10 protein-coding genes and 4 tRNA genes are annotated in these 12,637 nt (G+C 69.1%); 13 read left to right on the top strand and 1 reads right to left on the bottom strand.

Annotated features, from left to right (window positions below; all coding sequences use genetic code 11):
* Positions 1-34: 34 nt before the first annotated feature.
* Positions 35-2,173, top strand: coding sequence for a phosphate acetyltransferase (gene pta / locus AC1DG4_RS05550; RefSeq protein ID WP_477381695.1), 2,139 nt, complete (start codon positions 35-37; stop codon positions 2,171-2,173).
* Entirely contained in the window at positions 2,170-3,360 is a 1,191-nt protein-coding gene (locus AC1DG4_RS05545; protein ID WP_477381697.1) for an acetate/propionate family kinase, read from the top strand. The genes pta and AC1DG4_RS05545 overlap by 4 nt, the downstream gene beginning before the upstream one ends.
* 18 nt (positions 3,361-3,378) lie before the next feature.
* Here AC1DG4_RS05545 and AC1DG4_RS05540 read toward each other — a convergent pair whose 3' ends face one another.
* Positions 3,379-5,379, bottom strand: coding sequence for an ATP-dependent helicase (locus tag AC1DG4_RS05540; protein ID WP_477381699.1), 2,001 nt, complete (start codon positions 5,377-5,379; stop codon positions 3,379-3,381).
* Positions 5,380-5,544: 165 nt separating this feature from the next.
* Here AC1DG4_RS05540 and AC1DG4_RS05535 point away from each other — a divergent pair.
* From AC1DG4_RS05535 to AC1DG4_RS05485, 11 genes are all read left to right on the top strand, one after another.
* Positions 5,545-5,620, top strand: a tRNA-Val gene (locus AC1DG4_RS05535).
* 95 nt (positions 5,621-5,715) lie between these two features.
* A complete protein-coding gene (locus tag AC1DG4_RS05530; protein ID WP_477381701.1) occupies positions 5,716-6,222 on the top strand; it encodes an SRPBCC domain-containing protein in 507 nt (168 codons plus the stop codon).
* Positions 6,219-6,533, top strand: a complete 315-nt coding sequence (locus AC1DG4_RS05525; protein ID WP_477421117.1) for an ArsR/SmtB family transcription factor — start codon at positions 6,219-6,221, stop codon at positions 6,531-6,533. Before AC1DG4_RS05530 ends, AC1DG4_RS05525 begins: the two co-directional genes overlap by 4 nt.
* A 97-nt stretch (positions 6,534-6,630) precedes the next feature.
* Positions 6,631-7,425: an SDR family NAD(P)-dependent oxidoreductase gene (locus AC1DG4_RS05520; protein WP_477381705.1), complete on the top strand. Its 795-nt coding sequence runs from the start codon at positions 6,631-6,633 to the stop codon at positions 7,423-7,425.
* 157 nt (positions 7,426-7,582) lie between these two features.
* Positions 7,583-7,658 (top strand) — tRNA-Gly (locus tag AC1DG4_RS05515).
* Positions 7,659-7,706: 48 nt separating this feature from the next.
* Positions 7,707-7,777, top strand: a tRNA-Cys gene (locus AC1DG4_RS05510).
* Between the two features lie 30 nt (positions 7,778-7,807).
* Positions 7,808-7,879, top strand: a tRNA-Val gene (locus AC1DG4_RS05505).
* Positions 7,880-7,970: 91 nt separating this feature from the next.
* Positions 7,971-8,573 (top strand): YdcF family protein, encoded by a 603-nt coding sequence (locus AC1DG4_RS05500; RefSeq protein ID WP_477381707.1) that lies wholly within the window; start codon positions 7,971-7,973, stop codon positions 8,571-8,573.
* 37 nt (positions 8,574-8,610) lie between these two features.
* Entirely contained in the window at positions 8,611-9,897 is a 1,287-nt protein-coding gene (locus tag AC1DG4_RS05495; RefSeq protein ID WP_477381709.1) for a low temperature requirement protein A, read from the top strand.
* A 246-nt stretch (positions 9,898-10,143) separates the two neighbouring features.
* The gene (gene thrS, locus AC1DG4_RS05490) at positions 10,144-12,072 is read left to right on the top strand and encodes a threonine--tRNA ligase (protein WP_477381831.1); all 1,929 of its coding nucleotides are present in this window, start codon (positions 10,144-10,146) and stop codon (positions 12,070-12,072) included.
* Positions 12,069-12,632, top strand: a complete 564-nt coding sequence (locus AC1DG4_RS05485; RefSeq protein WP_477381711.1) for an HIT family protein — start codon at positions 12,069-12,071, stop codon at positions 12,630-12,632. Before thrS ends, AC1DG4_RS05485 begins: the two co-directional genes overlap by 4 nt.
* Positions 12,633-12,637: the final 5 nt, after the last annotated feature.

The following is a 12,637-nucleotide window of genomic DNA, read 5'->3' as shown; positions in this document are numbered from 1 at the left end:
CGGGAGCACAGGAGGCGACACGTAGGCTGAGGACGTGGCGAAGAGCATCCTCATCACGTCCATCGAAGGTCACTCCGGCAAGTCGCTGATTGCGCTGGGCGTGATCGACGCGCTGAGCAGAGCCACCGCCCGGGTCGGGGTGTTCCGTCCCGTCAGCCGCTCGAGCGATGGCACCGACGACGTGCTGGAGATGCTGCTGAGCCGCACCGAAGTCGGGCTCAGCGCGGCCGAGTGCATCGGCGTCGGCTACGACGAGCTCCATGCCGACCCCGACGCGGCGCTGGGGCGGATCCTGCAGCGCTACCGGACGGTCGAGGCGCAGTGCGACGCCGTCGTGATCCTGGGCAGCGACTACACGGATGTGGCTGCCCCCGCGGAACTCGGGGTCAACGCGCGGATCGCGGCGAATCTCGGGGCGCCCGTGCTGCTCGTGCTCGGTGGTCGCGACACTGCCGGCCACGGCGAGCGCCTCGGCGCCACAGCGGCGCGCACGCCCGCACAGCTCGGTCAGCTCGCCCGACTCGGCATGGCCGAGCTGGCACAGGAGCGGGCCGTGCTGTCCGCGATCGTCGTCAACCGCGCCGATGCCGCGCAGCGGGAGCAGATCACTGCGGTGGTCTCGGCGGTGCTGGGGGAGCGGCCGGAAGGCGCCGACGATGGTGTGCCCGTATGGGTGATCCCCGAGGATCGGTCGCTCGTCGCCCCCTCCGTGCGCGGCGTGCGGGCCGCGCTGGAGGGACGGATGGTCCGCGGCGACGAAGAACTCCTCGATCGGGAGGTGCTCGACGTCGTGATCGCGGGCATGTCGATGGTGAACGTGCTGCCACGACTGATCGAGTCGTCCGTGGTCGTGGTGCCGGCGGATCGTGAAGAGGTGCTGCTGGCCACGCTGCTGGCGCAGGCGGCGGGAACCTTCCCGTCGATCGCCGCGATCGTGCTGAACGGGCCGTTCGCGCTGCCGGAGCCGATCGAGCGGCTGCTGGATGGTCTGGGGCCGCGCGTGCCCATCATCGCGACCGACCACGGCACCTACGACACCACCGTGCGCATCATGAACGCGCCGGGCCGTCTCTCCGTGGACGCCCCGCACCGGGTGGGCCGGGCGCTGGCGCTGTTCGAGCAGAACGTCGACGTGCCGGCCCTGATCGCTCAGCTGGGCGTCGCGCGCTCGGATGTCGTGACGCCGCTGATGTTCCAGTACGAACTGTTCGACCGGGCGCGCACCGAGCGGCGCACGATCGTGCTCCCCGAGGGCGGCGACGACCGCGTGCTCCGCGCCGCCGGCGCGGTCCTCTCCGGAGGGATCGCGGATCTCGTGATCCTCGGCGACGAGGGTGCTGTGCGTGCAAGAGCACGGGAACTCGGCGTCGACCTGGACGCCGCGCGCATCGTGTCTCCCACGGATCCCGACCTCGTGCCGCGATTCGCGGAGGAGTACGCCCGGCTGCGCGCACACAAGGGCGTCACCGTCGCCCAGGCGGCCGACACCGTGACCGACGTGTCCTACTTCGGGACGATGATGGTGCATCTGGGCCTGGCCGACGGCATGGTCTCCGGCGCCGCGCACACGACCGCGCACACGATCCGTCCCGCGTTCGAGATCATCAAGACGCGTCCGGGGGTCTCCGTCGTGTCCTCGGTCTTCTTGATGGCCCTTGCCGACCGGGTCCTGGTCTATGGCGATTGCGCGGTGATCCCGGATCCCACCAGCGAACAGCTCGCCGACATCGCCGTCTCCTCCGCGGCGACGGCGACCGCGTTCGGCATCGAGCCGCGTGTGGCGATGCTGTCGTATTCGACGGGCGACTCCGGATCCGGTGCCGAGGTGGAGAAGGTGCGCGCGGCGACCGAGCTGGTGCGCGAGCGCGCGCCGGACCTTCCGGTGGAGGGCCCGATCCAGTACGACGCCGCCGCCGATGCCGCGGTCGCGCGGGCGAAGCTTCCCGGTTCCTCGGTGGCCGGGCGGGCGACCGTGTTCGTGTTCCCCGACCTGAACACCGGCAATAACACCTACAAGGCCGTGCAGCGCTCCGCCGGTGCGGTGGCGATGGGGCCGGTGCTGCAGGGGCTCAACAAACCGATCAACGACCTCTCCCGCGGTGCTCTCGTTGAAGACATCGTCAACACGATCGCGATCACCGCGATCCAGGCCCAGCAGGGGAGCGCATCGTGAGCATCGTCCTGGTCATCAACAGCGGATCGTCCTCGTTCAAATACCAGCTCATCGATGTCGACGGTGGCGCCTCCCTCGCCTCGGGACTCGTCGAGCGCATCGGGCAGCCCGAGGGGCGCGCGGTGCACGTCGATGCCCAGGGGAACGAGACTGAGCGGCTGCTGCCGATCTCGGATCACACGGCCGGCTTCCAGGTGATGCTGGACGCGTTCGAAGCGCACGGGCCGTCGCTCGCGGAGTCCCCGCCTGCGGCGCTCGGGCACAGGGTGGTGCACGGCGGCGCGCGCTTCTTCGAGCCGACGCTCATCACCCCGCTCGTCGAGATCAACATCGACGAGCTGTCGACCCTTGCGCCGCTGCACAACCCCGGAGCGCTCCAGGGCATCCGCGCCGCGAAGGCCGCCTTCCCCGACGTGCCGCACGTCGCCGTGTTCGACACGGCGTTCCACCAGACGCTCGCCCCGGCGGCGTACACCTACGCGATCGACCGCGAGCTTGCCGAGGCGCACCGGATCCGCCGGTACGGCTTCCACGGGACTTCGCACAAGTACGTGTCCGAGGCGGCCGCGGCGTTCGTCGGCGGTGAGAGGGACGATCTGCGGCAGATCGTCTTCCACCTCGGCAACGGCGCCTCTGTGACCGCGGTGCGCGGCGGGCGCTCGGTGGAGACGTCGATGGGGATGACGCCCCTGGAGGGCCTCGTGATGGGCACGCGCTCCGGCGACCTCGACCCTGCCGTGCTGTTCGCGCTGGCCCGTCGGGCCGACATGACGATCCACGATCTCGACGAGCTGCTGAACAGCCGCAGCGGGCTCAAGGGGCTCGCCGGCGCCTCGGATATGCGTGACGTCCTCGCCCGTGCTGCGGCGGGGGACGAGGCAGCGGCCCTCGCCTTCGACGTGTACATCCATCGCCTGCGGGCATACGCCGGCGCTTACATCGCGCAGCTCGGCGGCGTCGACGTGATCTCGTTCACCGCCGGGGTGGGCGAGAACAACGCCCGCGTGCGTCGGGAGGCGATGGCGACGCTGGGGTTCGCCGGTGTCGAGATCGACCCTGCGCGGAACGAGGCGCGGGGAGCGGGGATCCGTGTCATCTCGACGGATGCGTCCCGGGTGACGGTGCTGGTGGTGCCGACGAACGAGGAACTCGAGATCGCTCGGCAGACGGTGCAGATCCTGCCCTGAACGGCCGCGCTTCGAGTGTCAGGCGAACAGCGCGTCGAGCTCGCCGAGGGCGACGCGAGGCCCCGGGGTCGTGTCCTTCCGGCTCGGGTCGGCGATCCGCGCGTCGAGCACCGTCATGCAAGAGAGCGCCGCGCTCGTCAGGAACCGACTCGGCTTGGCCTGCACGTGGCGCGCGGTGAACGACGTCGGGTGCGTGGGCAGGGTCGCCGGAGCGTAGACGCTCAGCGCGTCGCGCGCGCGGGTGAGCCCGACGTAGAACAGGCGCCGCTCCTCTTCCAGACCGGCGTGCGAGGTGAGGGCCATGTCGGACGGCATCGCGCCGTCCGTTGCCCGGAGGAGGTGGACGTGCGACCACTCCAGGCCCTTGGCGGAGTGGATCGTGGACAGCGTCACCCAGTCCTCGTCCAGATGCGGCTGCGCAGCCCAGTCTCCTGCCCGCGTCACGGGATCGATCGCCTGCTCGCTGACGAAGGTGCGGAGGTCGGTCTGGCGTCCCGCGGCTTCCGCGATCTCCTGGACATCGGATGCCCTGCGCTGCCAATCGGGGTAGTGCTGCTCCAACAGTCCTGAAACGGTGTCATGACAGGCCTCGACCAGTTCCGACACCGGGGACTCGGCATCGACGACGCCCAGTAGCGAGAGCGTCGTGGCGAGCCCGACGCGGGCGGTCGGAGGCGCTGCGGCGATGGCTTCGGATCCTCCGGCGATGCCCTGATCCGCGAGGATGCCGGCGAGCCGCCGAGCGCTGACCTTCCCGAGGCCGCGGTGCCGCGTGAGCAGGCGGTACCACGCGATCTCGTCGGACGGATTGAGCACGACCCGGAACGCGGCCAGGAGGTCGCGCACATGCGCGGTCTCGAGATAGCCGATGCCGCCGAATTTGACGAACGGGATATCGCGGACCTTGAGTTCCACCTCGAGCATCGCGCTGTGCGACCCGGTGCGCATCAGCACGGCCTGCTCTCGCAGCGGCACGCCGTCGGCGTGCGCGGCGAGGATCCGGTCGGCGATCGCGCGGGCTTCGTCATCGGCGTTCTCGCACCGCACGAGCTCGGGTCGGGGTCCGGCTCCCGCCCGGTCCGCGACGAGCCGGATCGGGAAGTCCTCCGGGCGCGCCGCGTTCGCGAGGTCGAGGATCGGCTGCGTAGAGCGGAAGTTCCGCTCCAGCCGGATGAGCTCGGCATCGGGATGGCTGTCGAGGACTTCCTGCAGTTGCCCTGCGCCGGCGCCGCGGAAGCCGTAGATCGCCTGCGCGTCGTCGCCCACCACGGTCAGGCCGCGACCGTCGGGCGCCAGCCCCCGCACGATGTCCGCCTGCACGCGGTTCACGTCCTGGTACTCGTCGACGAGAACCCAGTCCCAGCGTGCGCGCAGTCTCGCACCCACGTGGGGGTCGCGCACCAGCGCGCGCCACGCGACGAGGAGATCGTCCAGGTCGAGCAATCCGCGCGCCCGCTTGCGCTGCGCGTAGGCGCGCAGGAGCCCCATGATCTCGTCCGCGTGCCCGAGCGCCCAGGGGAACTGGTCCGAGATCACCTCGCGGCCGGGCTTCTCCAGGCTCACGGCGCGGGAGGCGATGTCGGCCATCGCCCTGGTCGTGGGCATCCGCCGGTCGGTGCCGTCCAGGCCGTGCTCGCTGCGCAGGAGATCGAGAAGGTCGACGACATCGTCGGGCGCCAGCACCGTGACGTCGGCCAGCCCCAGATGCTGCGCGTACTCGGCGACGACGCGGTGCGCGACGGCATGGAACGTCCCTCCGGCGATGCGCTGAGCGAGGCCCGTGTCGCCGACCATCGCGGCCGCGCGTGACGTCATCGCGGCGGCGGCGCGCCGCGTGAACGTGAGGAGCAGGATCCGCTCAGGCGGAACGCCCGTGTCGATCAGCCGTGCCACCCTGCTGGTGAGCACGCGGGTCTTCCCCGTCCCGGCGCCGGTGGCGACGACGAGCGGCCCTTCGCCGTGCTCGACGGCTCGCCGCTGCATCTCGTCCAGCTCTTCGATCAGGTCTGTGCTGCTCACGGACGAGACGGTATCCGGCCCCTCCGACATCGATGCGAAACCGAGGGATCGCAGCCGGGGATCCGGCCCGTGATGCGCCACGCCCGGCCGACGGAGGCTGTCGGTGGGCGGCCTGTCGATCGGGTATGCTCTTTTCTTGTGCCTCAGGGCACGCAAAACCCTTCGGGGCGATTGGCGCAGTTGGTAGCGCGCTTCCTTCACACGGAAGAGGTCGTCGGTTCGAGTCCGGCATCGCCCACCACGGAAAGCCCCTGGTCGAGACCAGGGGCTTTCGTCTTCCTCGGTCCGCCACGCTCACCGCTGCTGTAACCTGTCGGTTGCAAGAGGAGTCGCGCCATGGCCCTCTGCACCGCCATAGGAGGCACGCCCATGGAGAGCGCGGACCGCACGCCGCCCACCGTCGTCGATGAGGGGGCGTTCATGGTCACGCGCAGCATCGCCATCGCCGCGCCTGCGGCGAAGGTCTGGCGCGCGATCACCGAACCGGAGTATCTCTCGCGTTGGTTCGGGCGCACCGTACTCGATGGCGCAGGTGTCGGCACGATGACCTTCGACGATCATGGCGTGGTCCCGATCCGCGTCCAGTCGATCGATGCCCCGCGGTCGGTGACCTACCGCTGGAGCAACGACAACGCCCTCGGCCGGCTGCCGGACGAGATCGATGAGGAGAACTCGACCGTGTTCACCTTCACGCTCGAGGCGGAGGGGGAGGGCACGCGACTCACGGTCGTCGAATCGGGGTTCGAGCGGACCTCGGACCCGCTCTCGAACCTCGACAGTCACCGCCGGGGCTGGGACATCGAGCTCGACAAGCTCGTCGCGCTGTTCGGGAGCGACGAATGACTGCGTCGCTCGTCTCGGTCTTCGCTGCGCTGGGAGACGAGACGCGGTGGAGCATCCTCGCCGCCCTCGGGGAGGGGGACGCTTCGGCGTCGGCCCTCGCCGAGCGATTCCCTGTGTCCCGACAGGCGATCGCGAAGCATCTGACCGTGCTCGCGGAGGTCGGTCTCRTCGAGCCTTTCCGCGCGGGACGCGAGGTGCGCTACCGCGTCGTCGGCGCGGAGCTCAACGCGACCGCGCGGCGGCTCGACGAGATCGGTCGCAGGTGGGAGAGCCGGCTGTCGGCGATCAAGGAGATCGCCGAGGGGCTCTAGATCCGTCCCCTTTCGAACTGCAATCCAACGGTTGCGCCAATGATCCCAATTGTGCAATCCTGCAGTTGCACAACAATATGGGATAGGAGGCGGCATCATGCTGCTCGAGAACAAGGTCGCGGTGATTTACGGCGGTGGCGGGTCGATCGGTGCTGCGGCGGCGAGAGTCTTCGCACGAGAGGGCGCGCGGCTGTTCCTGGCCGGGCGGTCGCTTCCTCGCCTCGAGGCTGCGGCATCCGCGGCCAGGGCTGAGGGAGCGGAGGTTTCGGTCGCCGTCGTCGACGCCATGGATCAGGCCGCCGTCGACCGGCACGCCGACGACGTCGCCGACGAAGCCGGGCGCATCGATGTCGCGCTCAACGCGGTCGGCTTCGACCATGTGCAGGGGCTGCCGATCGGCGAGACGTCGCTCGATGACTATCTGCATCCCGTCTTGGGATACCTTCAGACGAACTTCGTCACGGCGAAGGCCGCGTCGCGGCACATGATCGCGCAGCACGGCGGTGTCATCCTGACGATCTCGACACCAGGAGCCCGCCTGACCGGACGGGGGCTGATCGGTAACGCGGCGCAGTCGGCGGGGCTCGAGGGCTTCTCCCGGGCGCTCGCGGGGGAGGTCGGGCCCGACGGGGTGCGGGTGGTGTGCGTGCGTCCGCACGCGATCTCCGACGCGTTGGAGACGTCCTACACGCGGGAGATGTTCGGCCGCATCGCGGCGGCCGGCGACGTCCCGATGGATGAATGGGTCGGCGGGCTCGCGGGCACCACGCTGCTCGGCCGGCTCCCGGTGCTGGACGAGGTGGCCGAGTATCTCGCGTTCGCCGCGTCGGAGCGGGCCGCCTCGATGACGGGGGCGATCGCGAACCTATCGGCGGGCGCACTCGTCGACTGAGTCCAGGGTGCGGCCGAGGGCGTTCCGGAGGGGGCGCGATTCCCGTGCTCCCTACGGAACCCCACTGGACACGCCCGAGAACGGGCCCCGGTTTGGCGAAGCCTCGAACCTCGGCTAATGTATTTCAAGTGCCCGGGACACCGGGGAAACACAAAACGCGGATGTAGCGCAGTTGGTAGCGCACAACCTTGCCAAGGTTGGGGTCGCGAGTTCGAGTCTCGTCATCCGCTCCAGTGCTGGAGCCCCTTCGGGGGCTTCGGCATGTGGGTACGAATCCACATGGTGGCGTGGCCGAGAGGCTAGGCACCGGCCTGCAAAGCCGTTTACACGGGTTCGAATCCCGTCGCCACCTCGCTTCTCATAAACTGAATAGCCTGAACAGGCGCGATTGGCGCAGCGGTAGCGCGCTTCCCTGACACGGAAGAGGTCACTGGTTCGATCCCAGTATCGCGCACAGACGAAAACCCCCGGTCTTCCCGGGGGTTTTGTCGTATCCGGTGCGCGTCGCCGGCCGCCCCTGTTCTCAGGGTGTCTAGCCTGTTCGCATGCGGAAGTCCGTCCTCGTGGTGCCTGCGTGGGTCGTGGCCGCGGCGGGGATCGGCTTCCTGCTCTGGGGCGAACTGATCTCGGAGCGAGCGAGCACGCGTGGCCTCGAGGCGGGCCGAGCCGGCGCCCGGCGCACGGTGCTCGTGCTGGGATTCGGCAACCACGGACCGCGGGCGAACGCCGTGAACCGCTACCGGGTGCGCGTCGGTCTGCGCACGCTGCGAAGCGACCACGACGTCCTGATCTTCTCCGGCGGGGCGGTGCGGGGGTCGGAGCCCGAGGCGAGGATTCTCGCTCGCTATGCCATCGAGAAGGGCTACCACGCGCGGCCGCTCCTGGAGACCGAGAGCCGCTCTACCGAGGAGAACATCCGCAACTCGATCCCGCTGCTCCAGGATGCGGACGAGATCGCCATCGTGTCGAATGCGCTGCACGCTGAGCGCGCCAGAGGGCTGCTGCGCGCGCAACGACCCGATCTGGCCGCGCGGCTCATCCGCGCCGACAACTATCGCTTCGGCGAGATCCCGGTCATCAAGGCCGTCGCCGCGGCACTCGCACTACTTGAACGCAGGCGCAACCGAGCGGATCCCGGCTCGCGCTAGGTTTGACGCTGCAGATTCCAAGGCACTGGGGGAGAGCATGACGAACGCGGTCGAACGGTACCGGCACGGGCTGAGCCCGATGCGCGGGCGCGCCCCTCACGAGAAGCACCGGGCTGCCACCCCACTGGAGGCGCTCTACGACCTGGTCTTCGCAGCGGCCTTCGGGGTCGCGGGGGTGCAGCTGGCGGAGGGCGTCGCGGCGGGGCATGGGGGAGCCGCGGTCGGAGCGTTCGCCTTCGCGGTCGCGGCGATCATCTGGGCGTGGATCAACTTCTCCTGGTTCGCCTCGGCGTTCGACACGGATGACTGGCTGTTCCGGCTCTTCACGATGGTGCAGATGGCGGGCGTGATCGTGCTGGCCATCGGCCTGCCCGCGATGTTCGAATCCCTGGAGACGGACGGCGCGTTCGACAACCGGGTGATGGTGGCGGGGTACATCGTCATGCGCGTCGGACTCATCGCCCAGTGGCTGCGCGCGTCACGCGACCCCGCTTATCGTCGGCACGCGCTCACCTATGTGGTGTTCGTCTCCGTCGCCCAGGTCGGGTGGGTCATCGTCGCCTGGGCTCCGCTGCCCCTCGGCGCTGCATTCGCCGCCGCAGCGGCGTGCTGGCTGATCGAGCTGGGCGGGCCGATTGTCTCCGAGCGCAAGGGACAGGGGGAGGGGCGCGGCACGCCGTGGCATGCGCACCACATCGCAGAGCGGTATTCGCTTTTGACGATCATCGCCCTCGGCGAGACCGTCATCGGCACGATCGCCGCCGCGCAAGAGGTCTCCCACGAGCAGGGTTGGAGCGGAGACGCCATCGTCGTGATCGGCGCGGGCGTCGCGATGACCTTCGCCCTGTGGTGGTCATACACGATGATGCCCTCGGGCCCGATCCTCGCCGTGCACCGGCAGCGGTCATTCGTGTGGGGCTACGGGCACGCGTTCATCTTCGCGAGCGTCGCGGCCGTCGGCGCCGGGCTGCACACGATCGGGTTCGCCTACCGGCATGAGGATCCRCTGGCGGCGCCCGTCGTCATCCTCATGATCGCGATCCCGGTGATCGTCTTCATGGTGTCGATATCGCTGTTGCACTCCTACCTCGTGCATTCGCTCATGAAGGGGCTTCCTCTGCATGCGATCGCGATGGTCCTGCCGCTGCTCGGGATCCTGCTGGCCTTCGCGGGGCTCCCTCTGTGGGCGTGCCTGCTGGTCGTGCTGGCGGGCCCTGTCTTCGTCGTGGTCGCGTACGAGGCCGGGGGATGGCGGCTGGCGCAGCGGCACCTCGACGAGGCGCTGAGCCGCGCCGTGGACGGAGCGCCGGAGAGGGCGGCGTAGGATTCTCCTATGGATTTCGCCCGGCTGACGCACGCGACCGTTGTCGCGGTCGCCGGCACGCGAACTCTCAGGGCCTGAGCGGGCGGGGCGCCAACGCGTCCGAAGCTGAGCCGAGACCATCGCCAAACTGGAGAACTTCCTTTGTCTGAGAACCCTGCGTCCGCCCCTGAACTGCCTTCCTACCCCTGCGACGGCTTTGCGCTCTACGGCGCGAACGGTCCTTTCAACGACCGCTCCGTCGTCGCCATGCTCGTCAACGGCCAGCAGAAGGACCTCGCGGCCCTCGTGAACGAGGACGACGACGTCCGGCCCATCACGATCGACAGCCCAGAGGGCCTCGCGATCCTGCGCCACTCCACCGCACACGTGCTGGCACAGGCCGTGCAGCGCATCAAGCCGCAGGCCAATCTCGGCATCGGCCCGCCGATCACCGACGGTTTCTACTACGACTTCGGCGTGGACACGCCGTTCACCCCGGAGGACGTCAAGGCGATCTCCAAGGAGATGCAGCGCATTCAGCGCGAGGGCCAGCGCTTCGTGCGCCGCGTCGTCAGCGACGATGAGGCGCGCGCCGAGCTCGCCGGCGAGCCGTTCAAGCTCGAGCTCATCGGTCTCAAGGGCCCCGGCGCCGACAAGACCGAGGGCGCCTCGGTCGAGGTCGGCGAGGGCGAGCTGACCATCTACGACAACGTCTCCAAGGACGGCGAGGTCGTCTGGAAGGACCTCTGCCGCGGCCCGCACCTGCCGAGCACCCGCATGATCGGCAACGGCTGGGACCTCACGCGCATCGCGGCGGCCTACTGGCGCGGATCCGAGAAGAACCCGCAGCTGCAGCGCATCTACGGCACGGCCTGGCCGACGAAGGACGAGCTGCGCGCGTACCAGCAGCGACTCGAGGAGGCCGCCAAGCGCGACCACCGTCGCCTGGGCAAGGAGCTCGACCTCTTCTCCTTCCCTGAGGAGATCGGATCCGGCCTGTCGGTCTGGCACCCGCGCGGCGGCATCATCCGCGGCGAGATGGAGCAGCATGCGCGCCGCCGGCACATCGCCGCCGGGTACAACTACGTGTACACGCCGCATATCTCCAAGGAGGATCTGTTCCTCACCTCCAACCACCTCGTCACCTACCGCGATGGCATGTTCCCGCCGATCCGGATGGACGAGGAGCGCGACGAGGACGGGCACATCACGAAGCAGGGCCAGGACTACTTCCTGAAGCCCATGAACTGCCCGATGCACATCCTCATCTACAAGGAGCGGGCGCGCAGTTACCGCGACCTACCGCTGCGCCTCGCGGAGAACGGCACGGTCTACCGCAACGAGCTCTCCGGCGCACTGCACGGGCTCACCCGTGTGCGCGGCTTCACCCAGGACGACTCGCACCTGTTCGTGACGCCGGAGCAGCTGGAGACCGAGGTCACGAAGGTCCTCGAGTTCATCCTCTCCATGCTGCGCGATTTCGGCCTCCATGACTTCGAGCTCGAGCTCTCGATGCGGGACGACGAGAAGGAGAAGTGGATCGGATCCGACGAGTTCTGGGACTACTCGACGAATGCGCTCCGCAACGTCGCGCTGGCGTCCGGGCTCAAGCTCACCGAGGTTCCGGGCGAGGCGGCCTTCTACGGTCCGAAGATCGATCTGAAGACCACCGACGCGATCGGCCGTGTGTGGCAGCTGTCCACGGTGCAGGTCGACCCGAACCTGCCGGAGCGGTTCGGACTCGAGTTCACCGACAAGGACGGGCAGAAGAAGCGCCCGATCATGATCCACCGCGCGCTGTTCGGCTCGATCGAGCGGTTCTTCGCGATTCTGCTCGAGCACTACGCGGGCGACTTCCCGCTCTGGCTCTCGCCGGTGCAGGTCATGGGGGTCCCCGTGGCGGACGAGTTCGCGGACTACCTCGATGACGCCGTCGCAGCCCTTCGCGAGGCCGGCGTCCGTGCGGAGGTCGACCATTCCGATGAGCGCATGCAGAAGAAGATCCGCAACCACACCACGGGCAAGGTCCCGCTCATCCTGATCGCGGGGGAGCAGGACCGGGCCGCCGGCACGGTGTCGTTCCGCTTCCGCGACGGAACTCAGGAGAACGGCGTGCCACTCGCCGACGCCGTCGACCGGGTGCGCCGGGCGATCGAGAGCCACGTGCTGATCCAGACGGCGGGCGATCTGGCATGACCGTCGACGGGGACGCCGCCGCCCAGGATGCGCGGCTGGAAGACGCTGCGCACCTGGCCGGCGTCCCAGACGAGTTCCAGCGCCTCTGGGTGCCGCACCGGATGACCTACATCCAGGCGGGCCCGGAGCCGCTGCGTGAGGAGTGCCCGTTCTGCGAGGCTCCGAAGCACCCCGACGAGGAGCGGTTGATCGTCGCTCGCGGGCGCACGGCGTACGTGCTGCTGAACCTGTTCCCGTACAACTCCGGTCACCTGCTGGTCTGCCCGTACCGCCACATCGCGACGTATGACGAGGCCACTACGGAAGAGGTCGCCGAGATCGGCGCGCTCACGCAGACTGCGATGCGCGTGCTGAAGGCGACGTCGCGCTGCGACGGCTTCAACATCGGCATGAACCAGGGCGCCGTCGCCGGCGCCGGCGTGGATGCGCATCTGCATCAGCACATCGTGCCGAGATGGAACAGCGACGCGAACTTCTTCCCGATCATCGCGAAGACGAAGGCGCTGCCGCAGCTGCTCGGCGACGTGCGCAACACGGTCGCGGCCGCCTGGCCCGCGTGATCGCG

Source organism: Microbacterium sp. 05N427 (assembly GCF_056397105.1).
This window is presented reverse-complemented; position numbering and strand designations above follow the sequence as displayed.

Bases quoted from the DNA above. Each gene is read 5' to 3' on its own strand.
- thrS (WP_477381831.1), top strand. From the start codon at position 10,144: ATGCTCGTCAACGGCCAGCAGAAGGACCTCGCGGCCCTCGTGAACGAG.
- AC1DG4_RS05485 (WP_477381711.1), top strand. From the start codon at position 12,069: ATGACCGTCGACGGGGACGCCGCCGCCCAGGATGCGCGGCTGGAAGAC.
- AC1DG4_RS05500 (WP_477381707.1), top strand. From the start codon at position 7,971: ATGCGGAAGTCCGTCCTCGTGGTGCCTGCGTGGGTCGTGGCCGCGGCG.
- AC1DG4_RS05520 (WP_477381705.1), top strand. From the start codon at position 6,631: ATGCTGCTCGAGAACAAGGTCGCGGTGATTTACGGCGGTGGCGGGTCG.
- AC1DG4_RS05530 (WP_477381701.1), top strand. From the start codon at position 5,716: ATGGCCCTCTGCACCGCCATAGGAGGCACGCCCATGGAGAGCGCGGAC.